Origin of the sequence: Rhizobium sp. BK212, assembly GCF_014197475.1 — a bacterium.
Lineage (GTDB): Bacteria > Pseudomonadota > Alphaproteobacteria > Rhizobiales > Rhizobiaceae > Rhizobium > Rhizobium anhuiense.
Map to the genome: position 1 here is coordinate 945,725 of NZ_JACIFS010000001.1, position 26,641 is coordinate 972,365.

Consider the following 26,641-nt stretch of genomic DNA (forward strand, 5'->3'; position numbering starts at 1 on the left):
CATGCAACAGCTCGGCTATCTCAAGGAAACCCCGTCGCAGACGGCAGGCCCCTATGTCCATATCGGCCTGACGCCGAATTTCTGCGACATAAAGGGCGTCTACGACACCGATCTCGGCATCGAGATGGTCAATGACAAGACGCTCGGCGAACGCATCACCGTCAGCGGCCGGATCTTCGATGGCGCCGGCGCATTGGTGCGCGATGCCGTTATCGAGATCTGGCAGGCCGACAGCGCCGGCCTCTACAACAGCCCTTCGGAAATGCGCGGAACCGCCGATCCGAATTTCACCGGCTGGGGCCGCTGCCCGACCCGCGCCGAGGATGGCGTCTACAGCTTCGAGACCGTCAAGCCCGGCCGTGTCCCCTTAAAGGACGGCCGTAGACAAGCCCCGCACATCACCTTCTGGATCGTCGCCCGCGGCATCAATATCGGCCTGCATACGCGTATGTATTTCCCGGAGGAGACGGAGGCCAACGCCGCCGACCCGCTGCTGTCCCGCATCGAACATCGCGAGCGCGTCGCAACGATGGTCGCCACCCGCGACGGCGCGACCTGCCATTTCGACATCCATCTGCAGGGTCCCAAGGAAACGGTATTTCTCGATATCTGAGGGTATGCCGGTGGCTTGTTCGGAAAGCCCTGTGCAAGTAGCCTCCCCCTCACCGTCCCTCTCCCCGAGGGGAGAGGGACGTGCCCACGCGAGATTACCTGCCCATAAAGCGCGGACGCCACCGCAGTCCCGTCCCAATAGGGAGAAGGTGGCGGCAGCCGGATGAGGGGCCAGCAAAGCGAGACAATCATGACCGCATCGCCCTTCGACCACCCCTTCCTTTCCGGCCTGCTCGGCGACGGTGAAATCGCCTCCTATTTTTCCGCCGAGGCCGATATCCGCGCCATGCTCTCCTTCGAGGCCGCGCTCGCCAGGGCCGAAGCCGGCCATGGCCTCATCCCCGCCGAAGCAGCAAGGCGCATCACCGAAATCTGCCCCGCCTTCTCGCCCGATCTGGCCAGCCTTCGATCGGCAACGGCAAGGGACGGTGTCGTCATCCCCGAACTCATCAAGCAGCTGCGCACCGCTGTCGGCGAGGAGGCGGCCAAGAGTCTCCATCTCGGCGCCACCAGCCAGGATGTCATCGATACCAGCCTGATGGTCCGCCTGAAGGCCGTCGTCTTCCTGTTTGCCGGCCGGCTTTCCGCCATCCTCAAAGGGCTCGATGCGCTCGACGGCCAGTTCGGCCAAAACCGGCTGATGGGCCATACCCGCATGCAGGCGGCGATCCCCATCACCGTCACCGATCGCCTCGAAGCCTGGCGCACGCCGCTCGCGACCTATCGCGACCGCCTGACCGAGCAGAGTTTTCCCGTCCAGTTCGGCGGTGCGGCCGGCACGCTTGATAAGCTCGGGTCGCAGGCCGCAGCCGTTCGCGCCTCGCTCGCCCAGGAACTCGGCCTTGCCGACGCAACGCAATGGCAGAGCGGGCGTCTGCCGATCGCCGATATCGCCGGCCTGTTCGCGTCGATATCGGGCAGCCTCGGTAAGATAGGCCAGGATATCGCGCTGCTCGCCCAGGCCGGCGGCGAAATCGAAATTGCCGGCGGCGGCACCTCGTCGGCGATGGCGCACAAGCAGAACCCGGTTTCCGCCGAAGTCCTGATCTCGCTCGCCCGCTTCAATGCCACTGTTCTCTCGGGCATCCACCAGTCCCTCGTCCACGAGCAGGAACGCTCAGGCGCTGCCTGGACGCTCGAATGGCTGCTGCTGCCGCAAATGACCATGGCAACCGCCGCCTCGTTGCGTCTCGCCGCGGACCTCATAGGAAATATCAAAAGGCTTGGAACTGCCTGACGCCGCGCTGGCGTGCCACGATCTTGATAAAGGCATGCAGTGGATCTGGGCCTGAGGAGGCAGCAATTGTTTTTTCAATCGCGCGCAACCATCTAATAGGCATGACTTGCGGAAAACGCCCCGCCCCAGCAGCCCGTTTACCGAAAACCAACCAAACCGGCTTGCTTTCCGAAGCGAAAGCCGATTGCTTAGGAAAATCTACTTCTTCTTCCGCTAGCGGTTAGGAGAATGAAAGGGGGCGCAGGCAAACCCGTGGAATTCTACTGCTTCGCATCGGGATAAACAATGACTACGATGGCGACGCGGGAAGGCCGGTTTGAAGAACGATGACGACAGAACTGTTTCAGGTAAAATTTTGGGGCGTCCGTGGCAGTATTCCAGTGTCGGGCCCCGAGTTCGATCGCTACGGCGGTAACACTTCCTGCATCGAAATTCGCTGCGGAAAACATCGGATGATCTTCGACGCGGGCTCCGGCCTGCGCGAGGCGGGGCTGTCGCTGCTCGCCGACGGCGTCAGCGACGTGGACCTGTTCTTCAGCCACTGCCACTATGACCACATCATCGGCCTGCCCTTCTTCAAGGCGATCTATTACCCCTCGATCAACGTCAACATCTGGTCCGGCCACCTCGACGGCAAGATGAGCACGCGGGAAATGGTCGATCAGTTCATCAGCCCGCCCTGGTTTCCCGTCAAGACCGACATCTGTCAGGCGACGATGAACTTCCGCGACTTCCATCCCGGTCAGGTTCTGACCCCCCACGAAGGCATCGCGATCAAGACCTTCATGCTGAACCATCCGGGCGGCGCCATCGGCTACCGCGTCGAATGGCAGGGCCGTTCGATCGCTCTCGTCTATGACATCGAACATATTCCGGGCGCTTATGATCCGGTCTCACTGGAGATGATGCAGGACGCCGATCTCGTCGTCTACGACTGCACCTACAATGAAGACGAGATGCAGCGTTTCAAGGGCTTCGGCCATTCGACCTGGCAGCACGGCACCGAGCTTGCGAAGATGGCGGGCGCCAAGCGCTTCGCGCTCTTCCACCACGCCCCCTCGCGCACCGACGAACAGCTGGCTGAGATGGAAGCGCAGGCGCAGGCCGCCTTCCCCGAATCCTTTGCCGCCCGCGACAATCAGACCGTGGTGATCTAGCAACCCGCGAAACCTCAGCTTGCTGACGGAACAGATGCTGGATCAGGCCGTTTCCCGGCAGGTAAACCATTGCGCGGGGACCAGCTATGACCGTGTTTTCCGGAAAGTGCCTTTGCGGGCAAGTGCAGATCTCTGTTCGAGGCGAACCTTTGCGCGTCGGGATCTGTCATTGCACCGACTGCAGGAAAGAAAGCGGTTCGGCCTTTACCTTTTACGGGATCTGGCCAGCCGACCAATTCGAACATTCTGGGGAAACCGCCGAGTTCCGAGGTCGCCATTTTTGCACCGGCTGTGGTTCGCGGCTGTTTTCCGCCGATGACGAAGAGGCGGAAATCAAGCTCGGTATCCTGTCCGATGCCCCGACGCCGCTTGTGCCGCGCTACGAACTCTGGATCAAGCGCCGCGAGCCCTGGCTGCGGCCGGTAGAGGGCGCCGAGCAGCATGAAGGGGATCGAAAGTGAGCGGCAGCGTCGGAAGCTTCCCGATGTCCGCTCTCGTCCGGCATCGCTCGATCACGGTCGCAGGCATCGAGACTTTTTACCGCGAGGCCGGTCGGCCGGATGCTCCGGTCTTGCTGCTGCCGCACGGTTACCCCTGCTCGTCCTATGAATTTCGCAATCTCATGCCGCGCCTTGCCGACCGCTGGCGCCTGATCGCACCGGATTTCCCTGGCGCGGGCTATAGCGGCACGCCTGACGATTTCGACTACAGCTTCGATGGTTATGCCGCCTGGCTGCAGGCCTTTATCGACGCCGTCAATATCGACCGCTTCGTCCTCTACCTGCACGATTTCGGGTCGCCTATCGGCGCGCGGCTGGCAATCAAAGAGCCTCGGCGCATCGTGGCGCTCATCATCCAGAATGGCGACATCCCCTATGAGGATGCCCTCGGACCCAAGTATGCCGATATCGAGGCGACGTGGACGCTTCCAATTTCGGAGATGAGGACGGCGCTGGCGGAAGCGGTCAGCGAGGACACCTTCAGGGATGAATTCCTCAACGATCTGCCGCCGGCTCTGGCCGGTACCGTCCCGCCCGATCTCTGGAAGCTGCATTGGTCGCTGACCACGCCGCGGCGCAAGGAAATCGCCATCGACCTGATCGCCGGATTGAAGGAGAACCGGGCCTGGTTTCCGGAACACCGGAAATACCTGCGGGAATACCAGCCTGCGACCTTGATCGTCTGGGGTCCCAACGACCACTACATGCCGGAAAAATCGGCGCGAGCCTATCTGCGAGATCTGCCGGATGCCGAACTGCATCTGCTGGGCGGCGGCCACTGGCTGCTCGAGACGCATCTCGATGACGTCGTCGCACTCATGCGAGACTTCCTCGGGCGCGTTCACGCCGCCTGATCTTGTTTTTACGCATGTCGTTATCGCAAAACCGCGGCACACTATTGCGCGACATGCTCAAGCAGCTCCGACGCCGATGACCAGCGGACGGCCGCATGCCGGCCCGTCACTGCAAACAAGGCCGACAGGAAGTCCCATGCGGCCACATCGTGCACCAGATGGTGAGTGAGCACGCCGACAGGTTCCTCGCTGCCGGCAAACCGATCGCGGAGCTCCGCTACCAGGTCGGCCACCAATTCCGCCTCGCCCCGTCCGCCGCGCGTGCCGTGCCAGTCGATGATGTCGACATGGGTGTTGAGCAGCGGCACCGGGCCATCCTGCCTTGCCCGCCCATAAACCGAAAGGGCGGTAAATCCGAGGCCCGGCAGCGCCGGGATAAGACTAGCGTCGATCCGGTTCCAAGGCGGCACCAGCATCGGCAGGAAGCGGGCCGGATGCAACAGCTGCAACAGCCGGAAGCCTTCCCGCAACTCGCCGAGCACGACATCCGCCGGGCGTTCGCCGCCGAGTTCCTGCTTCTTTTTTTCCGGCCCCACATGGTTCGTATGAGACCAGCCATGCACCGCAACCGTTATGGCTGTTTCCTCCCCTAGGCGCGCGGCCAAGGCCTCGCCGGTCAGGGCGGGAATAACCGCGAGCGTCAGCGGAACGTTGCTTTCGCCCGCGAGCGCCGTCAGTGTCTCCAGTGCCGGCGTCGGTTCGACGGCATCGTCATCCCGCAGCCAGAACCGCGCCACGCGGCCGGCCGCCTGCCAGCGGTCAAGCTCGCGCCGCAAAGGCTCCCAGGCCATCTTGTCGGTCATCCCGTCGCTCCCATTCCCAGATTGTCCTGCAAAATTCCGTTCAACACTCGCGCCGCGTTGGGAAGCGAACGCTCCCTGAGCACGAAGCGCCGTGCCGCCTGCCCCATGGCGTCGCGCCTTTGCCTGTCGTCAAGCAGGGCGGCCACGGCGCCGGCATAGGCCACGACATCGCCATCCGCTGTCAGCAGGCCGGTCACGCCAGCCTCGACCACCGCGGGCACGCCCGCCGTTCTTTGCGCGACGACGGGCAGGCCGGCGGCCTGGGCTTCCAGATAGGCAAGGCCATAGGCCTCGCCGCAACCGGGCCAGACATAGAGGCCGCCGCGTCCGAGCAACTCGGCAATCTCGACGGCATTCCGCTCGCCCAGCCATTCGACGCGGCCGGGAAGATCGGCAAACAGCGCCTGCACCTCGTGGCGGATCGGACCATCGCCGATGACGGCAAGCGTCCAGGGCCGGTCTTCGATCAGCCGCAATGCTTTTGCGAGCATCGCATAACTGTCTATCTTGTCGCCGGCCCGCATCATCGCGACCGTCATCAGCCGGCGCCGATCGGGCTCCGGCGAAATCGTTTCAAACAGCGTCGTATCGATGAAGGGTTTCAGACGAGCAAGGCGCGCCTGCGGAAGGGCGGAGGCAAGTCCTGCCTGGTCACGCTCGGTGAAGCTGATATTGACCGCCGCCTGCATGATCGCCGCGCCCACGCGCTTCTGCGACGCGGCCCAGCCGCTCGCGTTGCGTTTTGCCGCATAGGAGGCTTCGGCGGTGACATAGGGAATGGCGAATTCGGCAGAGAGGACAGGCCCGAAGGGATCGGGCGATTTGTAATAGGGGTGGTAGCAGAACCAGAGATCCGGCCGCGGCGCGGATTTCCATGCCAACCGCAGCCGCTCCAGTTCGGTGTGGACGGCGGGTTCGAGCTCCGCTGCGGCTTCCGGTGTCGAGGCATAGGCGCGGAATTCGGAAGCGACCTCGACCTCGTGTCCGGCAAGTTCCAGCGCCCGGATCAACAGCCGTGCCATCAGCCGGTCGCCTGAAGGCACCGGATGGTTCGGCGATTTCATCGGCGCGTAGAAAGCCACCCGCATTGACACCTCACATAAGACAGACTGTTTACATCAGGCACTCGTGCTATCACGAAAAATTCCGCTATTGTCCCCTTCATTAAAACTTGCGCATAAGCATATGGAATGTGATCGCGATCGAAGCAATTCCGCCTCTTTCTCAATCTCTATGGGCCTGCGGTTACATCGACAAGAACGGGAATGAATGACGACGGTCTCGGCCACAGGGATTTTTTCGGAGCGTGCGATCAGAAGGGCGAGGCTCGGTTCCGGCCTCGTCATTTTCATCTTCGTCCTGCTGCATTTGTCAAACCATGCGATCGGCCTGATTTCGGTCTCCGCCGCCGATAAAGCCGCCCATCTTTTCCTGATGATCTGGCGCAATCCTCTGGGGACGACCATCTTCTATTCGGCGGTCCTCATCCATATCGCGCTGGTGCTGCGCGCCATCTATGTCAGACGCAGCCTCGTGATGCCGAAGGGGGAAATGGCGCAGATCGTGCTCGGCTTGATGATCCCGCTGCTGCTCCTCGATCATGTCATCGGCACGCGTATCGCCCACGAGTTCTACGGCTACATCGATGACTATGAGGCGGTCGTCAGCATGCTCTGGATCAGGAATCCGGCGAACGGATTGCGGCAGGGCTTCGCTGTCGTCGCCGTCTGGATCCATGGCTGCATCGGCATCCATTTCTGGCTGCGCTATCGGCCCTGGTATCCGGATTTTGCGCCCCTCCTGTTGGCGCTTGCGATCCTCGTGCCGGTGCTTTCGTTGCTCGGCTTCGTCGAAATGGGCCGAACGCTCGCCGACCCATCCTACCAGCAGGCAATGACGATCAGCGCCTACAAGGAGGGCGTCAACACCCGTTACATCTCAAACCCGGAAGTTCACCGTCAGGTCGCCATGATCCGTGCCGGGCTCTACGGCGCCTTCTCGGCCTCGCTGCTGATCGTCGTCATGGCCCGCGCCCGGCGCAAGCTGAAGGAGCGGCTTGACCAGGTCGCCGTCAATTATCCGGGCGGCGAGGTGATCCGTGTGCCGCGCGGCTTCTCGGTGCTGGAAGCAAGCCGGCTCGGCGGCCTGCCGCATTATGCCGTCTGCGGCGGCAAGGGGCAGTGCTCCACCTGCCGTGTGCAGATCCTTGGCGACTACGACAGCCTGCCGGCCCCCGACAAGATGGAACAGACGACATTGAGACGCATCAATGCCGGCCCGGATGTCCGGCTCGCCTGCCAGCTTCGTCCGAACCACAACGTCGCGGTTGCGCCGCTTCTCGTGCCGGCGACCGAGGCCGCTCTTCCCGCCAACAGTCAGGAGACGAGCCCCGGCCGCGAGCGCGAGATCGCCGTGCTGTTCGTCGATATCCGCCATTTCACCACGCTGACGGAAACCCGCCTGCCCTTCGACGTCGTCTTCCTGCTGAACCGCTATTTCGCCATAATCGGCAAGGCAGTGGAGCAGGCGGGCGGACGGCTGGACAAGTTCATCGGCGACGGCGCCATGGCGCTGTTCGGCCTCAGCACCGCGCCGGAGGAAGCCTGCCGCCAGGCGCTCAACGCAGCAGCAGCGATCGTTGCCGAGATCGAGAAGCTCGCCGCAGAGCTCGCCGACGAACTGGCGCTGCCGCTGCGCATCGCCATCGGCATTCATACCGGCCCGGCCGTCGTCGGCACGATGGGATATGGGCGGGTGCGCAGCATGACGGCGATCGGCGATACCGTGAATGTGGCGAGCCGGCTCGAGACCGCCGCCAAGGAATTCGAAGCGGCAATCGTCATCTCCGAGCCGGTGGCGAACCTTTCGGGTGCTGATCTCGCCGGCATCGAGAGCCGTGAAATCAGCGTGCGCGGCCGGGCTCTGCCCTTGAAAGTCTACGTCATTCCAAGAGAGAAAGCGGCAGAACCGCTCGAAGGAAAAGACTGATGCCCGGCAAGCCCTGGCTGACCGCCAAATATTGGAGCCGTCGCCTGCGCAAGGCGCGCAATGCCGCCGCTTCGCGCTTCTTCGACACCCGCTTCGGCCGTCGCCTGCTGATCGAGAATATCGGCCCGCGCGTCGTCTCGATGACGGTCGACGCCGGCGACCATCGGATGACCTTCTCGCCCGCCGACTATATCGGCCGCAAGGTCTTCCGGAAGGGCCATTTCGAGCGCGAGGCCGTCGACCGGCTCATCGTCATCCTGCGCGAGCGCGGCCTGCTCAGAAAGGATGCGACGCTGCTGGAGATCGGCGGCAACATCGGCACCCAGACCGTCTATTTCGCATTGAGCGGCACTTACGCCCGGATCGTCAGCATCGAGCCCGACCCGCGCAATTTCCCGCTGCTTGCCCTCAACATTCGCCAGAACCGGCTGGAGGAGAAGGTCCGGCTCGTCAATTGCGCCGCCGGCGAGAGCGAAGGCGAGATCGACTTTTTTCTCAACCTCAACAATCACGGCAAGAGCAGCGCCATCCGCCAGAGCCCGGCGGACAAGAAGATCAGCGTGCCGGTAAAGCCGGTTTCCGAGATCCTTGCCGGCCTTTCGATCGACCCGGCCGCGATCGGCCTCGTCTGGATGGATATCGAGGGTTACGAGCCGGTCGCCTGCCGGTCGATGCAACCGCTGCTTGCCCGCCGCGTTCCGCTCTACATGGAGTTCACGCCGCTCTTCTACGGCCCGGAAGGAACGAAAGCGTTCATATCGATGCTGTCGGGATTCTACGAGGATTGCCTCGTGCTCTTCGAGGACCGTGAGGAGGAGATGAAGGTGCGGGATCTGCCGGGCGAGTTCGATCAGTACAATGTGCTGTTCCTGCCCTAAAGTGGGTCGCAATCTTTCAGAGTCTCTAACCGCGCTTTAGAACGCCGATTTTGCGCATGATATGATCGCGAAACCGCTGCACACTTTTGCGCGACCTACCTAGATCTTCGTCCTCTTGCGCCCCGCCGGGGCATGGCGGAATATGACCATCGGGCGAAGGAACGGGTGGGGAATGGAGGCGGATCGGATACGAGGCCTTGATGGCATCAGGGCTTTTGCCATTCTTGGAGTGTTCTATACGCATTTCGTCGACGAAAATTCCTTGCTCGGCGATCTGGCGGTGCGAACGTTCTTCATTTTGAGTGCCTTCCTGATTACCGGCAAACTGGTCGCGTTGCGCGACGCCGAGGGGTTCACATTTGCGGCGCTGCGATCATTCTACGCGCGAAGGGCGCTCAGGCTCCTGCCGACCTATTACGCCATGGTCCTGGCCCTTGCCGCGATCGGACTCGTCACGATCCGGGATGGGCTTTTTTATCATCTCGCCTTTTTGTCAAACGTCTGGTTCGCGATGGCCATGAATTGGAACCCGTGGGTGCTTGCCCATACCTGGACCCTGTCCGTCGAATGGCAGTTTTATCTCATTTGGCCCCTAGTTGTCCTCAACTGCGCAAACAGATCCTTGGCGCTGGCAGCCGCAGGTGCCGCCATTGCGCTGGCATTCTGGCTCGGGTGCTATGTCGCCGGCTATTACCCCGACAACGTGGTCTTATGGTCTCCCTTCTCGCTTGATGCATTCGGCATGGGGGCGTTGACCTTCTTTTATTCGGGCGTGCTGGCACGCACGCTCCGAACTCGCCTCATTGCGGCACTCCTGCCGGCGGCGCTGTGGAGTGCCCTGCAACTCGTTGAGACAGATGGCCGTCCACCGTTCCTAGTGGTCGTCGATTTTCTTCTACAAATTCTTCCGCTGCTGCCAATGGCAATCCTGATTGCCATAACGGCCTCAGGGACAAGCCCGATTCTCAATCGCATTCTTGGAGCCCGGCCCTTGGCCTATCTCGGCCGCATTAGTTACGGATGTTATCTTTACCACTTTCCGATGCTTTGGCTGATGATGCATATTATGTGGCAAGTGTTCGATTATCCGCTGAAGCGGGGGATCGTCGAACTGGTCGTCGTTGCGATCCCGACAATCGCCTTTTCTGCGCTAAGCTGGAAATTCATGGAACGGCCGATCCAGAAATGGGGGGCCGATCGCCAGAAGGCCGCGCAGGCCAAGATCACCGCATGAGCCAATGGATCGATCCCCATCAAACGTCAGGGAATCCGAATCCTTCGGGTAGATCGGCGTCTAACGCGTTGAGATGTTCACTTCGGGAATTGCGAGGTGGACGTGAAGGACCCTGACCGTTGCCTTATGCGACCGACTGCGTGACAAGCGATTGATGGCAGTGCACGCCGGCGAGCACGCCTGAGGCGGAGGCGAGGGTGGCATTGTGCATGACGCTTGCCGCATCGCCGGCGGCAAAGACACCCTTGACGGTGGTTTCCTTGTTATCGGCGATCCGGATGATGGGTCCGAACGGGCCGTCGTCGAAGGCGCAGCCGAGCTGTTCGGCAATCGGGCTCGCCATCGTCGTTTTCGGCGCGACGAACACCGCGTCCAGCGGCACGACGCGGCCATCGGCGAGGCGAACCGCCTCAAGCTTCGGATTGTCGCCCAACAATTCCACGATAGGGCTGCGTTCGATCCGGACACCCCGGGCAGTCAGCCGCACCAGTTGCTCTTCGTCGGGCTCAAACAGCGCCTGGGTGAAAAAGGTCGTTGCTCCCCAGTCGGGAATCATCATGGCCGAATGGGCCGAATGCGGATGGTTTGCGAGAACGCCGAGCTTGCCGCCGCTGACCTCATAACCGTGGCAATAGGGGCAGTGCAGCGCGGAGCGGCCCCACCGATCCCGCAGTCCGGAGATCTCGGGCAGCGTGTCGCTGACGCCGGTTGCGAGCACGATGCGCGCGGCTCGTTCTTCGCCGCTGTCTTCGGTGCCGACGATGAATGCGTCACCATCCCTCTGTGCCCTTACGACTTTCCCGTCGCGGATGGTGATGGTCGCATAGAGTGAAAGCTGCCGTTTTCCCTCCCGCATGATCGCTGCCGGCGTCTGGCCGTCCTGGCCGAGGAAACCATGCGATGCTTCAGAAAACCGGTTGCGCGGCGCGCCGGCGTCGACGAGCAGCACGCGCCGCCGCGCCCTGGCAAGCTGCATGGCTGCCGACAGGCCGGCAAAATTTCCGCCGATGACGATGACTTCGTAGGACATGAAACTCTCCTTTGGCTCTACCGATCATGAATCATCATAAGTTACATGAAGAGGCGCGGTCAAGTATCACGTCACTTGTCTTGTTACGATTGACTTGTCATAATGCCCCGTCCGATCGACAGGAAGAAAACCATGCGCAATGACAGCCGCCTTTCACGCATGCTGCACGTGCTGATCCACATGGATAGGCACCAGCACTCGGCGACTTCCGAAATGATTGCCAAAATGCTGAACACCAATCCGGTGGTCGTGCGCCGCACTATGGCCGGCCTTCGCGAACAGGGCTACGTCCGCTCCGAAAAGGGCCATGGCGGTGGCTGGACGCTGGTGCGTCCCTTATCGGAAATCACCCTGCTCGACGTCTACCGCGCCATCGGCGAGCCGCATCTCTTCGCCATCGGCCCAGCCGACGATCAGCCGCAATGTCTGGTAGAACAGGCCGTGAATATCGCCCTCGGCGACGCGATGAAGGAAGCCCAGTCCCTGCTCCTGCAGCGGCTGGGCAGCGTGACGCTGGACGAAATCGCTACCGACTTCGAGGCAAAACTCACTGCGCGCTCTGCCGCATCCTATTCCTGCGCTTCATGAGCGGAGATCATGTCCTGCGATAGAGAAAATACCGCCCTTCCTTAATCCCCTCCGGCAGCGGCAGCGCCACCAGCTCGGGATGCTCCAGCGGCAGGCCGCTGACGGCGATGCCGTTTTGGGCGAGCACGCCGGCCATCAGTTGCGGCAGCCAGGTCAGCGTCACGGCGTCGATCTCGTCATGGCCGGTTCCGATATCGGCATGGGCAAGGGCTGCGCCGATGCCGACAAAGGCCTGGCCGGATTCGCGGATATTGCCGGTCACCATGTCTTCGGCCTCCGGTGTCGAGGCCGAATAGGAGCGCACCTCCCAGTCGAAGGCGACGATGCGCCGGCCGGGAAAGTTTTCGCGCAGGTGATCATAGGTGCGGCCGTTGCCGAGGCCGAACTCCAGCACAGGGCCTTCGATTTCCCCGACCAGATCGACGATCGAGTTCAGAATGTCGCGTTGAGCCGTCAACCGGCGAATGAAGCTGTCGAGGCGGCTCATCTAATCCGTATCCGTCATGAAAATCGTGTGGGCGTGCTAACACATGAAACCGCGCCAAGTCGATTGCCGTATATGGGAAATGGCGTTGCAGTGGCAACATGGGTCTGTGCTAAGCTCGATAATATGAAAACAGTGACCGATGAAGATTTCTTTGCCGAAGTGCCGCTCTTCAGCGAATTCGAGGGCGTGACCGACGCCGCCAACTACCGGCCGCTGCCGGACGGATGGGTGCTGGCGCTGGCCGACATCGTCGGCTCGACGCAGGCGATCGCCAGCGGCCGTTACAAGGACGTCAACATGGCGGGCGCCAGCGTCATCTCGGCGGTCTTGAATGGCGTCGGCAAGGGCGATTATCCCTTCGTCTTCGGCGGCGACGGCGCGCTGATCGCGCTGCCCGGCTCGCTGGAGAAGGCGGCGCGCGATGCACTTGCCGCCGTGCAGGTCTGGGTTGAGGAAGATCTGAACCTGATGCTGCGCATCGCGATTGTGCCGGTCGCCGACACTCGCGCCGAGGGCCTCGACGTCCGCGTCGCGCGTTACGCCGCAAGTCCTTACGTGACCTACGCGATGTTCTGGGGCGGCGGCACCAGCTGGGCCGAAAGACAAATGAAGCTCGGCCGTTACGGCGTTGAGCGGGCAACTGCCGGAACGCGCCCGGATCTCACCGGCCTCTCCTGTCGCTGGAGCCCGATCGACGCACGCAACGGCGAGATCGTCTCGATCATCGCGATTCCCGGCGAAGGCCGGCCGGGCGAAGAATTCCGCGATCTTGTCAACGGCATCGTCGCCATTACCACCGAGCAGAACCGGGACAGCCATCCGGTGCCGGCGGATGGCCCGAACCTTGCCTTCTCGCTGCACGGCATCAATCGCGAAGCCAAGGCCACCGCGCCGGCAGGCCGGCGACTGCGGCAGAAACTCATCATCTTCCTGCAACTCGCGATCACGGTCGTGTTCTACAGGCTCGGCATTCCGCTCGGCAGATTCGACGCCCGCCGCTACAAACGCGACGTCGCCGGCAATTCCGATTTCCGCAAGTTCGACGACGGGCTGAAGATGACGGTCGACGTCGATGCCGAACATCTGAAACGGATCGAGACGCTGCTGGAAGGGGCTCGCGCCAAGGGCATTGCCCGCTACGGTCTGCATCGGCAGACGTCGGCGCTGATGACCTGCTTCGTGCCGACGCCGATTTCGCGCGACCATGTGCATTTCATCGACGGGGCGGCGGGCGGTTATGCCGTGGCCGCAAGCCAGATGACCGGCAAGTCTTTTTCAAGTGTTTCCGTCACGCCTTGATGACATGACCGGCCGAGAGGCCGAGCCGGTTGAAGACGTTGCGCGTGTCGACGATCAGGGCCGCGCTTTTCGACAGCGCCGCATAGTCCACTTGGTCGTGGTCGGTCGCGACCAGCACCGCATCGTAGCCGGCGATGGCATCAGGGGTCAGCGTCACCGATTTGCGGCCCTTCAGCGCCTGGTATTCGCGCGTCGGCGGGATCTCGGCGACGAAGGGATCGTGGTAATCCGCCCGTCCGCCACGCTCCTCGATGATCTCGATCAGCCGCAGCGAGGGGCTCTCTCTTATATCGGCGACGTTCTTCTTGTAGGCGAGCCCGAGCACCAGCACCCGGCTGCGGCTCAGCGCCTTGCCGGCGCGGATGTCGAGCGCTTCAGCAAGCTTGCCGACGACATAACGCGGCATTGCCGAATTGATCTCGCCGGCCAGCTCGATGAAGCGGGTCGGCAGCTCGTATTCGCGCGATTTCCAGGTGAGATAGAAGGGGTCGATCGGGATGCAATGGCCGCCAAGGCCGGGGCCGGGATAGAAGGGCATATAGCCGAAGGGCTTGGTCTTGGCCGCGTCGATCACTTCCCAGACGTCGATACCCATGGCCGCATAGACGGTCTTCAGCTCGTTGACGAGGGCGATGTTGACCGACCGGAAGATGTTCTCGGTGAGCTTCACGGCCTCGGCCGTCGCATTCGAGGAGACCGGAACGACGGTCGACACCGCCGCACCGTAGAAGGCCTTCATCAGCGCCAGCGCCTCGGCGCCGTCGCCGGCGACGACCTTCGGGATGGTGGCGGTATGATAATGCTGATTGCCGGGATCCTCGCGCTCCGGCGAGAAGCCGACGAAGAAGTCCGAGCCGGATTTCAGGCCGGCCCTTTCGAGAATGACCTTCACCACGTCATCGGTGGTGCCGGGATAAGTGGTCGATTCCAGCACGACGAGTTGACCGGGGCGCAGATGCGCGGCGATCGAGCGCGACGTCGCCTCGACGAAGGAAAGGTCGGGATCGCGATGCTTCGTCAGCGGCGTCGGCACGCAGATGATGATGACGTCGCAATCGACAAGGCCGGCGAAATCGGTCGTCGCCTTGAATCGGTCCGCATCGATCTCGGCGGACAGCGCCTCGTCGCTGACCGCGTCGATATAGGAATGGCGGGCATCGAGCGCCACCATCTTGCCGGGATCGATGTCGAAGCCGGTGACGGCAAAGCCGCTGCGCGCCACCGCGATCGCCAGCGGCAGGCCGACATAACCGAGCCCGATAATGCCGGCGCGGGCGGTGCGGGTTTCGATCTTCTGCAAAAGCATATCGAAGGGGGAGATGGCCAAGGCGGGATCTTTCAAACGGGAAATTCAAGACGCTGATCTAATGCATGATCAGGGCAAATTAAACCCGGGCGTGGATCTTCCTCTTATCGCTGGCGATGCTGCTGTCCGTTTTGCCCCCATGGCTACCTCCCTCACCCCGCTGCCGTTACTCACCGTCGCAGCAGGGTGTGGCCGAAATGACTCGCCCAGCCCCTTCGCTGCAACTTGGGCGCACAAAAAATTCCAGATCCCATTGTTTCGCATTTGCAGCATCCCTATTTTGACTTTTGATAATGAACCACCTGGAAAGGACTACCCGTCCGATCCCCGGCATGGGGAGCTGAGGGGCGCTGCTGCCGGGCTTTCGGCAGATCGTTGACACAATAATACCGCTCGTACATCCTGATTTCCCTGTGACCTGCGCATGAAAATGTGCCGGCCGAGGGACTTTTGGCTCTTGGGGATGGCGTGCTTTATGAGGATCATACCGAGAATGAGCACGATCGAATCCAGCGTGTCCTCCATCCTGTTGGACCGGGTCGCTGAATGGCTGACGAACTCTTCGCTGGCCGGAGACGAGCTTGAAAACATCGTGCGCGGTTTCTGCGAAAGGCTCACCGCTGCGGGGCTGCCGCTTGCGCGCGTGCATCTTTCCTTCTCGATGCTGCATCCGCTCTACGATGCGCTGAGCTTCACCTGGCGGCGCGCCAGCGGCGTCACCATCGAGGGCTTCCGCATGCCCGCCGGGCAAAAGCCGGACCGCTTCCTGCAGAGCCCTTATTATTACCTGCTAGACAACAATCTGCAGCACATCCGCCGCCGGCTGATGCAGGATGGGCCGAACGAATTTCCCATTTTCGAGGACCTGCGCAAGGACGCCATCACCGATTACCTGGCCTTCGTGCAGCCCTTCGGCGACGGCTCGGTGCAGGGCATGATGGGCTCCTGGTCGACGGACCATAACACCGGCTTTTCCGACGACATGATCGATGCGCTGCTCAGGATGCAGAACCATCTGGCGGTTGCCGCCAAGATGGCGGTGCTCGGCAAGCTCGCCAACAACATGCTGACCACCTATCTCGGCGGCGACGCCGGCAAGCGGGTGCTGAACGGCCAGATCCGCCGCGGCGATGGTGAGACGATCCGCGCAGCCCTCGTCATGGGCGACATGCGCGAATCCACCATGTATGCCGAAAAGGAAGGCCGGCAGGCCTATATCGACACGCTGAACCAGTTCTTCGATGCCATCGCCGCCCCCTTCAACCGCAATGGCGGCGAAATCCTGAGCTTCCTTGGCGATGGTTTTCTCGCCGTCTATCCCTGCGGGCGCCACAAGGATCCATCGAAAATTGCCTGCGAAGCAGCCCTTTCGGCCGTCCATCAGGCGCAGGCGCGGGTCGCCGAACTCAACCGGGACCGCGAGCAGAAAGGCCTGACCAGGGTCGGCTACGGCATCGGCCTGCATGTCGGCAACGTCATGTTCGGCAATGTTGGCCTCAAGGACCGCCTGACCTTCTCCGCCTTCGGCTCGGCGGTCAACGAGGTTCAGCGTTTGCAGATCCTGACTAAGAAATACGGCCGCGAGGTCGTCGCCAGCCAGGCGTTCGCCGGTTATTGCGGCGGCGAATGGACGACGCTCGGCGAAGAGAAGCTGCGCGGCATCCGCCAGAAAGTGACGGTGCTGCAGCCGCGCGCGCCCGCCCCTGAAATCAATGTCGACGAAAGCTTCCGCGAGGCCGTGCAGAACGGACTTTCCGAGGCCGAGCAGGTCATTCTCCTGCATCGCGACGCCAAGAAACAGGTCAAGCGCACCAGCATGGAGAAATTCATCCAGTAAAACGCCAAGACCCCGCCATGAATCTGCTTGTTTCGCCTCAGGGAACTTTGGCGGGACGCGGCAGTTTTCCTGTGATTGTCATCTGCTAGACACCCCGTTTGCGGTACGATAGTGTGCCTTAACGGGAACACAGAAGACTGGGGAATTTCATTGGTATGGCGTCTGCGGCCGATTTGTTGCGTATTGAAAATCTCGACGTCTCCTTCTCGGTTTTCGGCGACCGACTTCGTGTCGTAAAGGAAGCCAATCTTCGCATCCTTCCGGGCAAGGTCACCGCTCTCGTCGGTGAATCCGGCTCCGGTAAATCGGTGATCAGCCAGTCGATCATGGGCATCCTGCCCAATCCGGCGAAGGCTTCCGGCCGTATCCTGTTCACCGATCCGCTCGACGGCAGCACGACCGATATCCTGTCCTTTCCACGCGACAGCGAGGAAATGCGCGATCTGCGCGGCCGGCGCATGGCGACGATCTTCCAGGAGCCGATGACCTCGCTCTCGCCGCTGCATACGATCGGCAACCAGATCAGCGAGGTGCTGCTGATCCATACCGAGGTCGACAAGCAGGAAGCGCGCGAGAAAACCGAGGAGATGCTCGGCCTGGTCGGTTTTACCAATCCGCATCGCACCTACGACATGTATCCGTTCGAACTGTCCGGCGGCATGCGCCAGCGCGCGATGATCGCCATGGCGCTGATCTGCAAGCCGGCGCTCTTGATCGCCGACGAGCCGACGACGGCGCTCGACGTGACGATCCAGGCGCAGATCCTCGAATTGCTCCGCGAGCTGCAGGCCAAGCTCGGCATGGCGATGCTGCTCATCACCCACGATCTCGGCATCGTCGCCAACATGGCCGACGAGGTGGTCGTCATCTATCATGGCGAGATCATGGAAGCCGGGCCGGTCGAGGATATCTTCCGCAATCCGCAGCATCCCTATCTCAAGGGCCTGATGGCCGCCGTTCCGCATTTCGACATGAAACCCGGCGAGCGGCTGAAAGCGCTGCGCGATGTGACGGTCAATCTCGAAGCCCTCGTCGGCAAGAAGAAGTCGCTCCAGGCAGAGGCGCCGGGCATCCTGCTTTCCGTCGCCAACCTCTCGAAAACCTACAAGACACGCAAGCGCAGTTTCTTCGGCAAGCACGAAGCCACCGTCTTGCGCGCCGTCGACGACGTCAGCTTCGACATTCGCCGCGGCGAATGTCTGGGCCTCGTCGGGGAATCCGGCTGCGGCAAGACGACGCTTAGCAAGATCCTGATGCGCGCCATCACGCCGGACGGCGGCGCGGTGGTGTTCAACGACGGCAAGGAGGTCGTCGACGTCCTCTCCGTCAAGGGCGCCGAACTGCAGGACATGCGCACCAAGATCCAGATGGTGTTCCAGGATCCGGTCTCCTCGCTCTCGCCGCGCATGACGGTGCGCAACATCTTGAGCGAACCCCTCGAGATCCACGACCGCGGCGACAGCGCCGAGCGCAAGCGCAAGGTCGAAGGGCTGATGGCGGCCATCGGCCTCGACAAGCGTTATCTCAGCCGTTATCCGCACAGTTTCTCGGGCGGCCAGCGCCAGCGCATCGGTATCGCGCGCGCTCTCGCGCTCGGCCCGAAGCTCGTCATCCTCGACGAGCCGGTCTCGGCCCTCGACGTCTCCGTGCAAGCGCAGATCCTCAACCTGTTGAAGGATCTGCAGAAGGAGCTGGGGCTGACCTATCTCTTCATCTCGCACAATCTCGCCGTCGTCGATTACATGGCCGACCGCATTGCGGTGATGTGCAAGGGCCGCATCGTCGAGATCGCGCCGCGCGAAATCATCCTGCGCGATCCGGTGCACCCCTATACGAAATCGCTGCTCGCCGCCGTCCCCTTCCCCGATCTTGACCGGCCGCTCGATTTCAAGGCGCTCCGGGAAAACGGCGCCGCCGACAAGCAGAACTGGGGCAAGACCTTCACCGCCGAGCATGACGACGCTTCCGAACTTGCCTATGCCGATCTCGGCGACGGCCATCTGGTGCGCGCCCGCAAGGGCGCCGATGCCAAGGAGTTGCGCTGATGGTAACGCGTCGCACGTTTCTCGGCGGCCTCGTCGGTGCGGCAATCGCGCCAGCGGTGCTTCGGGCCGAACAAGCCGGCGAGCCGGAATTCCTGAAGGAGCGGCTCGCAGCCGGCAGCCTGCCGCCGATGGCAGAGCGCATTCCTGCCCGCCCGCGCATCGTCAATCTGAAGGAGATGGGGCTTCAACCCGGCAGCTACGGCGGCACGGTGCGCACCATCATCGGCAGCCAGCGCGACATCCGCTTCATGACGATCTACGGCTATGCCCGCCTCGTCGGCTACGACAAGCACCTGCAGTTCCAGCCGGATATCCTCGCCGCCTTCCAGTCCGAGGAGGACACAGTCTTCACCTTCACGCTGCGCGAAGGCCATAAATGGTCCGACGGCCAGCCGTTCACCGCCGACGATTTCCGCTACTGGTGGGAAGACGTCATCCTGAACGACAAGCTGACCCCGGGCGGCGGCGCTCTGGAGCTTCGCCCGCACGGCAGCCTGCCGCGCTTCGAAGTGCTCGATCCGCTGACCGTGCGCTACACCTGGGAAAAACCCAACCCGATGTTCCTGCCGACGCTGGCAGGGCCGCTGCCGCTCGTCATCTGCGGTCCCGGTCATTATCTCAAGCAATTCCACAAGAAATTCCAGCCGGACCAGGCGAAGCTGGACGAGCTGATGAAGACCTATCGCGTCAAGAAATGGCAGGATCTGCACATCAAGATGGCGCGCTCCTACCGTCCGGAAAATCCGAACCTGCCGACGCTCGATCCCTGGCGCAATACGACGGCGCTGCCGGCCGAGCAGTTCGTCTTCGAGCGCAACCCGTTCTTCCACCGCGTCGACGAGACCGGCAGGCAGCTTCCCTATCTCGACCGTTTCATCCTCAACGTCTCCTCCTCGTCGATCATCGCCGCCAAGGCCGGAGCCGGCGAAGCCGACCTGCAGGCGACCGGCATCGATTTCAACGACTACACCTTCCTGAAGGAGGCCGAGAAGCGCTTCCCGGTGAAGGTCGATCTGTGGAAGCTGGCGCGCGGCTCGCGCATCACGCTGTTGCCGAACCTCAACTGCGCCGACGAGGTGTGGCGCGGTCTCTTCCGTGACGTGCGCCTGCGCCGGGCGCTGTCGCTGGCGATCAACCGGCACGAGATCAACATGGTCGCCTTCTACGGTCTCGGTACCCCGAGCGCCGATACCGTCCTGCCCGACAGCCCGCTCTTCAAGCAGGAATATGCCGATGCCTATGTGAAATTCGATGCCGACGAGGCCAACCGCCTGCTCGACGAACTCGGCTTGAGCAAGCGTGGCGACGACGGCATCCGGCTGCTGCCGGACGGGCGGCGCGCCGAGATCACCGTCGAGACCGCCGGCGAAAGCAATCTCGACACCGACGTGCTGGAACTGGTGCACGACCACTGGGCCAATATCGGCCTGGCGCTCTATACCCGCACCTCGCAGCGCGACGTCTTCCGTAACCGCGCCATGAGCGGCTCGATCATGATGTCGATCTGGTACGGCCTCGACAATGGCGTGCCGACGGCCGACATGTCGCCTGCGGGACTTGCGCCGACGCTCGACGATCAGCTGCAATGGCCGCTCTGGGGCATGCATTACCTCTCGGCCGGCCAGGAGGGCGTCGCACCCGACCTACCGGAGGCAGCCGAACTGGTCGACCTGCTCAGCCAATGGGGGGCGGCGCCGAAATTCGAGGAGCGTCAGGTGATCTGGCACAAGATGCTGTCGCTCTATACGCAGCAGGTGTTCTCGATCGGCCTCATCAACAGCACGCCGCAGCCGATCCTTCGCGCCGCCAAGCTGCAGAACCTGCCGGCGAGAGCGCTCTACGGCTTCGATCCCACCTCCTATCTCGGCGTCTACATGCCGGATGCATTCTGGTACAAGGAGGCCTGAGGCGTGCTCAGATACATTCTCTGGCGCATCGCCGCCATGGTGCCGACGCTCTTCGTCATTTCGGCGCTGGTCTTCACCATCATCGAGCTGCCGCCGGGCGACTTCTTCGAGAGCCAGATCGCCGAGCTGCGCGCTTCCGGCGAGACCGCCAATCTCCAGGAAATCGAGGAGATGCGCCAGCAATACGGCTTCGACAAGCCGGAAATCGTGCGCTATTTCTACTGGGTCGGCGGCATGCTGCACGGCGATTTCGGCTATTCCTTCGAGTACCAGCTGCCGGTCTCCGACGTGGTCGGCGAACGGCTCTGGCTGACGATCCTCGTCTCCTTCACGACGATCCTGCTCACCTGGCTGATCGCTTTTCCGATCGGCATCTATTCGGCCACGCATCAGTACAGCTGGGGTGATTACGGGCTGACATTCCTCGGCCTGATGGGCATCGCCATTCCGAATTTCATGCTGGCGCTGATCCTGATGTATTTCGCCAACATCTGGTTCGGCGTCTCGATCGGCCATCTGATGGACCAGCAATATATCTCGGCGCCGATGAGCTGGGAGAAGGCACGATCGATCCTCTCTCACCTCTGGATCCCGGTCATCATCGTCGGCACGGCGGGAACGGCCGGCATGATCCGGCGGCTGCGCGCCAACCTGCTCGACGAGATGCAGAAGCAGTATGTCGTCACCGCCCGCGCCAAAGGCCTGCCGCCGCTCAAAGCGCTGGTCAAATATCCGCTGCGCATGGCACTCAATTTCTTCGTCGCCGATATCGGCTCGATCCTGCCGTCGATCATCTCCGGCGCCGAGATCGTCGCCATCGTGCTGTCGCTGGAGACGACCGGGCCGATGCTCATCAAGGCGCTGCAGAGCCAGGACATGTATCTCGCCGGCTCCTTCCTGATGTTCCTGGCCTTCCTCAACGTCATCGGCGTGCTGATCTCCGACATCGCGCTCGGCTTCCTCGATCCCCGCATCCGTCTGCAAGGCAGGAGCACCAAATAATGTCGCCCCTTCCCGCACCCGGCGCGCCGCTGCCGCACTACGTCTCGACCGCGCCCTTCGATCCGCACGCGACCGAAACCATGACGGCAGCGCAATCGCGCATCCATCTCGCCTCGCAGAAAAAGCTGATGTGGTGGAAGTTCAAGCAGCACAGGCTGGCCTTGATCTCCGGCATCTTTCTCGCCGCCATCTACCTGATGATCCTGATCGTCGAGTTCCTGGCGCCCTACGGCCTGCACACGCGCAACGTCGATTTCATCCATGCGCCGCCGCAGACCATCCATTTCTTCGACAAGGGCAGCTTCGTCGGGCCCTTCGTCTATGGCCGCAGCATGACGCTCGATATCGACACTCTGCATCGCGTCTATGCCGACAGGCCGAACGACGTGCAGCCGATCCGTTTCTTCTGCCGCGGCGATGGCTACAAGTTCTGGGGCGTCGTCGCCTCCGACTATCACCTCGTCTGCCCGGCGATCGGTGGCCAGATGTTCCTGCTCGGCACCGACCGGCTCGGCCGCGATGTGCTCTCGCGCATCCTCTACGGAGCGCGGATATCGCTGACGATCGGCCTGATCGGCATTTCGATCAGCTTCGTGCTCGGCATCGTCATCGGCGGGCTTGCCGGTTATAGGGGCGGCGTTTTCGATCTCATCGTCCAGCGCCTGATCGAAGTGCTGCAGTCGCTGCCAAGCCTGCCGCTGTGGATGGCGCTGGCCGCCATCATGCCGGTGACGTGGAGCCCGATCGTCATCTATTTCGGCATCACGGTGATCCTCGGCATCATCGACTGGACCGGGCTAGCGCGCGCCGTGCGCTCCAAACTGCTGGCGCTGCGCGAAGAGGATTACGTGCAGGCCGCACAGCTGATGGGCGCCAGCACGCCGCGCATCATCGGCCGGCATCTGGTGCCGGGTTTCATGTCGCATCTCATCGCCTCGGCGACAATTTCGATCCCCGGCATGATCCTCGGCGAAACCGCGCTCTCCTTCCTCGGCCTCGGCCTTCGTCCGCCGATCACCAGCTGGGGCATTTTGCTCACCGAAGCAAAAAGCGTCAGCGTCATCGCCTTTTATCCTTGGCTGCTCTATCCGATCATTCCTGTTGTTCTTGTCATTTTGGCGTTCAACTTTCTGGGAGACGGCTTGCGTGATGCGGCAGATCCCTACAAATAGCAGAAAGCTCGGCGGCGCCTCACGGCGCCGCCCCCGCCTTGCGGCCTCCGGACGGTGGGGGTGCTAAGTATGTTGCTCACCCCAGAAGGGATGCCCATGTCCAGACGTCTCGAAGATGCGCGCATCCTCATGTACAGCCACGACACATTCGGTCTCGGCCATCTGCGCCGCTGTCGCGCCATTGCCCATGCTCTGGTCGAGGATTATCGCGGCCTCAACATTCTGATCATTTCGGGTGCCACGATCGCCGGCGCCTTCGACTACCGCGCCCGCGTCGACTTCGTGAAGATCCCGAGCGTCATCAAGCTGCGCAACGGCGAATATACGTCGCTCGCCAGCCATATCGACCTGCACGAGACGCTGAAGATGCGCGAATCGAGCATCCGCCACACCGCCGAGACTTTCCAGCCCGATATCTTCATCGTCGACAAGGAGCCGATGGGGCTGAAGGGCGAGGTCGAGGATACGCTCGCCTATCTCAAGGCCCGCGGCACCGTCCTGGTGCTCGGCCTGCGCGAGATCATGGATGCGCCGCATCTGCTCGAGGCCGAGTGGAAGAAGAACAGCATCATGCAGAAGATCGACCAATATTACGACAGCGTCTGGGTCTATGGCCCGCCTGACTTTTACGATCCGCTGATCGGCCTCGACGTGCCGGCGAGCCTGCGCCGGAAGATGGATTTCGTCGGCTTCCTGCAGCGCAGCGTCTCCAAGGGCAAGACCTCGATCAATGCCCGCAAGGATAAATACCTCCTCGTCACCACAGGCGGCGGCGGCGACGGCTCCGATCTCGTCCACGACGTCATGAACGCCTACGAGGCCGATCCGACGCTGACGCAGAAGGCGCTCGTCGTGCTCGGGCCCTATATGCCGGCGGCCGAGCGCGCCAAGCTGGTGCAGAAAGGGGAAGCCATCCCCTATATCGAGGTGATCGAGTTCGACAATCACATGGAAGAGCTGATCGACGGCGCCACCGGCGTCGTCGCCATGGGCGGCTATAACACCTATTGCGAGATCCTCTCCTTCGACAAGCCAGCGCTTATCGTGCCGCGCGTCAAGCCGCGCGAGGAACAGCTCCTGCGCGCCAAGCGCGCCAGCGAACTCGGCCTCGTCGACATGCTGCTGCCGGACCAGTCGGTCAACCCGATCATCATGGCCGAGGCGCTGAAGCGCCTGCCCTCCCGCCAGCCGCCTTCGAAGAGCGGCGGCAATATGCGTCTCGAAGGGCTGGACCACATCTCGCAGACCGTCGCCCGCTGGATTGACGGCCGCGGCAGCCATCTTTCCCTCGTCGGCGCGGAATAGGGCACAGCCTTGCCACCACGCCGCAAGATCCTCGTCGTACTGAAAGGCTATCCCCGCCTTTCGGAAACCTTCATTGCCCAGGAGTTGCTCGGCCTCGAAAAGGCCGGCTTCGACCTCACGCTGATTTCCATGCGCCGGCCGACCGACAGGAAGCGTCATCCCGTGCATGACGAGATCAAGGCGAGGGTCGTCTATCTGCCGGAATATCTGCACGAGGAGCCGATCCGCGTGCTGAAGGGCCTGATCGCCGGCTTCTCCAAACCCGGCTTCACGGCGCTGATCAAACGCTTCCTCGCCGATCTCAAGCGCGACATCTCCCGCAACCGCTTCCGCCGTCTCGGCCAGGCGCTGGTGCTGGGGCGCGAATGGCCGGATGGCGGCGAATGGCTGCATGCGCATTTCATCCACACGCCGGCCTCGGTGACGGAATATGCAAGCATCCTGACGGGTACGCCCTGGACCTGTTCGGCGCACGCAAAGGACATCTGGACGTCGCCGGACTGGGAACTGCACGAAAAACTCGGCAGCGCCCGCTGGGCAGTCACCTGCACCAGGACGGGCTACGAACACATGCGGGAATTGACCGACCGAAAGGATTCGGTGCATCTGAGCTATCACGGTCTGGATCTTGCCCGCTTCGGCCATTTTGCCGGCGAACGGTCGGACCGCACCGGCAGCGACCCCGACGATCCGGCCTTCATCCTCAGCGTCGGCCGCGCCGTCGAGAAGAAGGGCTATGACGTACTGCTGCGGGCCCTGGCCCTGCTGCCCGCCGACATGCACTGGCGCATGGACCATATCGGCGGCGGCGAGGAGCTCGCAAAACTGAAAGTCCTGGCCACCGAACTCGGCATCTCCGGTCGCATCGTCTGGAAAGGCGCTTTGGCGCAGGACGAGGTGCTCGACCATTACCGCCGCGCCGACCTCTTCGCGCTGGCCTGCCGCATCGCCGCCAACGGCGACCGCGACGGCCTGCCGAACGTGCTTGTGGAAGCCTCGAGCCAGCGGCTCGTCTGCCTCTCGACCGACGTATCCGGCGTGCCGGAGCTTTTGAAGGACGGTGAAAACGGCCTCGTCGTGCCGCCCGAGGATCCGGCGAAGCTCGCCGAAGCGCTGGAAGCGGCGATCCGCGACCCGGCGCTGCGCAAGCGGCTCGGCGATGCGGCCGAACGCCAGGTGCGTCAGCATTTCGACTATCACTGCAGCATCAGACAGCTCACCGGCCTGTTCGAGGCCGAATGGCAGAAGGCCTCATGACGGCACCACGCATCTTCTTCTACGTCCAGCACCTGCTCGGCATCGGCCACATCGCCCGCGCCAGCCGTATCGCCAATGCGCTGGTCAAGGACGGCTTCGACGTGACCGTCGTGACCGGCGGCCTGCCGGTGCCGGGTTTTCCCGCCGAGGGCATCAAGACCGTCGCCTTGCCGGCGGTCGTCGCCAGCAATGCTGGCTTCTCCGGCCTCGCCGATGCCGATGGCCGGCCGGCCGGCGAGGAGTTCCTCAATGCCCGCCGCGAGCGGCTGCTCGAGGCCTTTCATGCCGCAAGGCCCGATGTCGTGATCATCGAAGCCTTCCCCTTCGGCCGGCGGCAGATGCGCTTCGAACTGCTGCCGCTGCTTGCCGCGATCGAAAAGGCCGAACCCCGGCCGAAACTTGTAAGCTCGGTGCGCGACATCCTGCAGGAAAACCGCAAGGCCGGCCGCGACGCCGAGACCGTCGCACTGGTCAAGGAGCATTTCGATGCCGTGCTCGTCCATGGCGATCCCGGCTTCGTCAGGCTTGAGGACACCTTCCCGCTGACACCCGAGATCGCCGACAGGCTGCGTTACACCGGCCTCGTCGCACCTCCACCGGCGCCGGAACCGATCGAGACCTTCGACATCATCGCATCGGCGGGCGGCGGCGCGGTCGGCGCCGAACTGATCGGCGCGGCAAAACAGGCGGCAGCGATGCTGCCCGATGATCTTCGCTGGCTGCTGATATCAGGCCCGAACCTGCCGGAGGCCGATTTCGCCGCGCTGTCGCGGGACGCGCCCGCGAATGTGACGCTGGTGCGCTTCCGCAGGGATTTTCCCTCGCTGCTGCGCGGCGCGAAGGTGTCGATCTCGCAAGCGGGCTACAACACGGTCGGCGATCTCCTGCGCACCCAATGCCGGGCGATCCTCATCCCCTTCGTCGCCGACGGCGAGACCGAACAGACGGTGCGCGCCGAACGGCTGCAGGCGCTTGATCTTGCCGATATCCTGCCGGAAAAGGGACTGACGTCGGGCCATCTGAAGGAGGCTGTCGAAAAGGCGCTTGCAGCGCCGCGACGGCGGTCGGTATTGCTCGATCTCGCCGGGGCGGAGAAGACGGCCGGCATCATTCGCTCACTGATTGCCGAATCGCTCGCCTAAT

Annotated in this window: 24 protein-coding genes; 19 read left to right on the forward strand and 5 right to left on the reverse strand. The window is 62.6% G+C overall.

Annotated features, from left to right (window positions below; genetic code table 11):
* Position 1 precedes the first annotated feature (1 nt).
* The 5 genes from pcaG (at position 2) to FHT79_RS04545 (ending at position 4,360) form a co-directional block, all read left to right on the forward strand.
* Positions 2–613, forward strand: a complete 612-nt coding sequence (pcaG, locus tag FHT79_RS04525) for a protocatechuate 3,4-dioxygenase subunit alpha (protein WP_183902991.1) — start codon at positions 2–4, stop codon at positions 611–613.
* A 189-nt stretch (positions 614–802) separates the two neighbouring features.
* On the forward strand, positions 803–1,849 hold the full coding sequence (locus FHT79_RS04530) for a 3-carboxy-cis,cis-muconate cycloisomerase (protein ID WP_183902992.1): 1,047 nt from the start codon (positions 803–805) through the stop codon (positions 1,847–1,849).
* A gap of 326 nt (positions 1,850–2,175) precedes the next feature.
* A complete protein-coding gene (locus tag FHT79_RS04535) occupies positions 2,176–3,006 on the forward strand; it encodes an MBL fold metallo-hydrolase (RefSeq protein WP_028756262.1) in 831 nt (276 codons plus the stop codon).
* Positions 3,007–3,092: 86 nt separating this feature from the next.
* The gene (locus tag FHT79_RS04540) at positions 3,093–3,467 is read left to right on the forward strand and encodes a GFA family protein (protein WP_097595636.1); all 375 of its coding nucleotides are present in this window, start codon (positions 3,093–3,095) and stop codon (positions 3,465–3,467) included.
* 23 nt (positions 3,468–3,490) lie between these two features.
* Positions 3,491–4,360, forward strand: a complete 870-nt coding sequence (locus tag FHT79_RS04545) for an alpha/beta hydrolase (RefSeq protein ID WP_183902993.1) — start codon at positions 3,491–3,493, stop codon at positions 4,358–4,360.
* Positions 4,361–4,401: 41 nt separating this feature from the next.
* Here FHT79_RS04545 and FHT79_RS04550 read toward each other — a convergent pair whose 3' ends face one another.
* Together FHT79_RS04550 and FHT79_RS04555 are read right to left on the reverse strand one after the other, a co-directional pair.
* Positions 4,402–5,163 (reverse strand): polysaccharide deacetylase family protein, encoded by a 762-nt coding sequence (locus FHT79_RS04550; RefSeq protein WP_183902994.1) that lies wholly within the window; start codon positions 5,161–5,163, stop codon positions 4,402–4,404.
* Positions 5,160–6,251 (reverse strand): glycosyltransferase family 4 protein, encoded by a 1,092-nt coding sequence (locus FHT79_RS04555; RefSeq protein WP_183902995.1) that lies wholly within the window; start codon positions 6,249–6,251, stop codon positions 5,160–5,162. Before FHT79_RS04555 ends, FHT79_RS04550 begins: the two co-directional genes overlap by 4 nt.
* 181 nt (positions 6,252–6,432) lie before the next feature.
* On the opposite strand from FHT79_RS04555, the gene FHT79_RS04560 reads away from it, so the two are divergent.
* The 3 genes from FHT79_RS04560 to FHT79_RS04570 all read left to right on the forward strand — a co-directional run bounded on the left by FHT79_RS04560 (position 6,433) and on the right by FHT79_RS04570 (position 10,263).
* On the forward strand, positions 6,433–8,151 hold the full coding sequence (locus FHT79_RS04560; RefSeq protein ID WP_183902996.1) for an adenylate/guanylate cyclase domain-containing protein: 1,719 nt from the start codon (positions 6,433–6,435) through the stop codon (positions 8,149–8,151).
* The gene (locus FHT79_RS04565) at positions 8,151–9,029 is read left to right on the forward strand and encodes an FkbM family methyltransferase (RefSeq protein WP_097595634.1); all 879 of its coding nucleotides are present in this window, start codon (positions 8,151–8,153) and stop codon (positions 9,027–9,029) included. Before FHT79_RS04560 ends, FHT79_RS04565 begins: the two co-directional genes overlap by 1 nt.
* Before the next feature lie 172 nt (positions 9,030–9,201).
* Complete coding sequence (locus FHT79_RS04570) at positions 9,202–10,263, forward strand: acyltransferase (RefSeq protein WP_183902997.1); 1,062 nt, start codon at positions 9,202–9,204, stop codon at positions 10,261–10,263.
* A gap of 124 nt (positions 10,264–10,387) precedes the next feature.
* On the opposite strand, the gene FHT79_RS04575 is transcribed toward FHT79_RS04570, so the two are convergent.
* The gene (locus tag FHT79_RS04575; protein ID WP_183902998.1) at positions 10,388–11,293 is read right to left on the reverse strand and encodes an NAD(P)/FAD-dependent oxidoreductase; all 906 of its coding nucleotides are present in this window, start codon (positions 11,291–11,293) and stop codon (positions 10,388–10,390) included.
* 132 nt (positions 11,294–11,425) lie between these two features.
* On the opposite strand from FHT79_RS04575, the gene FHT79_RS04580 reads away from it, so the two are divergent.
* Positions 11,426–11,881 carry an Rrf2 family transcriptional regulator gene (locus tag FHT79_RS04580; RefSeq protein WP_097630779.1) on the forward strand — a complete coding sequence of 152 codons (456 nt, stop codon included), beginning with the start codon at positions 11,426–11,428 and terminating at the stop codon, positions 11,879–11,881.
* 7 nt (positions 11,882–11,888) lie between these two features.
* Here FHT79_RS04580 and FHT79_RS04585 read toward each other — a convergent pair whose 3' ends face one another.
* Positions 11,889–12,368 (reverse strand): class I SAM-dependent methyltransferase, encoded by a 480-nt coding sequence (locus tag FHT79_RS04585; RefSeq protein WP_028755871.1) that lies wholly within the window; start codon positions 12,366–12,368, stop codon positions 11,889–11,891.
* Positions 12,369–12,491: 123 nt separating this feature from the next.
* Here FHT79_RS04585 and FHT79_RS04590 point away from each other — a divergent pair, with 123 nt between their 5' ends.
* The gene (locus FHT79_RS04590) at positions 12,492–13,667 is read left to right on the forward strand and encodes a DUF3095 domain-containing protein (RefSeq protein WP_063475962.1); all 1,176 of its coding nucleotides are present in this window, start codon (positions 12,492–12,494) and stop codon (positions 13,665–13,667) included.
* Here the strand turns inward: FHT79_RS04590 and FHT79_RS04595 are convergent.
* Positions 13,657–14,994, reverse strand: a complete 1,338-nt coding sequence (locus FHT79_RS04595) for a nucleotide sugar dehydrogenase (RefSeq protein WP_097595630.1) — start codon at positions 14,992–14,994, stop codon at positions 13,657–13,659. The two genes, FHT79_RS04590 and FHT79_RS04595, sit on opposite strands and share 11 nt — an antisense overlap.
* Between FHT79_RS04595 and FHT79_RS04600 the strand changes: the two genes are divergently transcribed.
* The 9 genes from FHT79_RS04600 (at position 14,987) to FHT79_RS04640 (ending at position 26,640) form a co-directional block, all read left to right on the forward strand.
* A complete protein-coding gene (locus FHT79_RS04600) occupies positions 14,987–15,352 on the forward strand; it encodes a hypothetical protein (protein ID WP_063475960.1) in 366 nt (121 codons plus the stop codon). The two genes, FHT79_RS04595 and FHT79_RS04600, sit on opposite strands and share 8 nt — an antisense overlap.
* A 114-nt stretch (positions 15,353–15,466) precedes the next feature.
* Positions 15,467–16,810 (forward strand): adenylate/guanylate cyclase domain-containing protein, encoded by a 1,344-nt coding sequence (locus FHT79_RS04605; protein ID WP_028755868.1) that lies wholly within the window; start codon positions 15,467–15,469, stop codon positions 16,808–16,810.
* A gap of 155 nt (positions 16,811–16,965) precedes the next feature.
* Positions 16,966–18,855 carry an ABC transporter ATP-binding protein gene (locus FHT79_RS04610; RefSeq protein WP_097595629.1) on the forward strand — a complete coding sequence of 630 codons (1,890 nt, stop codon included), beginning with the start codon at positions 16,966–16,968 and terminating at the stop codon, positions 18,853–18,855.
* The gene (locus FHT79_RS04615; protein ID WP_028755866.1) at positions 18,855–20,762 is read left to right on the forward strand and encodes an ABC transporter substrate-binding protein; all 1,908 of its coding nucleotides are present in this window, start codon (positions 18,855–18,857) and stop codon (positions 20,760–20,762) included. Before FHT79_RS04610 ends, FHT79_RS04615 begins: the two co-directional genes overlap by 1 nt.
* 3 nt (positions 20,763–20,765) lie before the next feature.
* Complete coding sequence (locus tag FHT79_RS04620) at positions 20,766–21,764, forward strand: ABC transporter permease (protein WP_028755865.1); 999 nt, start codon at positions 20,766–20,768, stop codon at positions 21,762–21,764.
* A complete protein-coding gene (locus FHT79_RS04625; RefSeq protein WP_165932225.1) occupies positions 21,764–22,936 on the forward strand; it encodes an ABC transporter permease in 1,173 nt (390 codons plus the stop codon). The genes FHT79_RS04620 and FHT79_RS04625 overlap by 1 nt, the downstream gene beginning before the upstream one ends.
* 96 nt (positions 22,937–23,032) lie before the next feature.
* Positions 23,033–24,241, forward strand: a complete 1,209-nt coding sequence (locus FHT79_RS04630; protein WP_097595627.1) for a glycosyltransferase family protein — start codon at positions 23,033–23,035, stop codon at positions 24,239–24,241.
* Between the two features lie 9 nt (positions 24,242–24,250).
* Positions 24,251–25,498, forward strand: a complete 1,248-nt coding sequence (locus FHT79_RS04635) for a glycosyltransferase (protein ID WP_097595626.1) — start codon at positions 24,251–24,253, stop codon at positions 25,496–25,498.
* Positions 25,495–26,640, forward strand: a complete 1,146-nt coding sequence (locus tag FHT79_RS04640) for a glycosyltransferase (RefSeq protein WP_047613441.1) — start codon at positions 25,495–25,497, stop codon at positions 26,638–26,640. The genes FHT79_RS04635 and FHT79_RS04640 overlap by 4 nt, the downstream gene beginning before the upstream one ends.
* Position 26,641 lies beyond the last annotated feature (1 nt).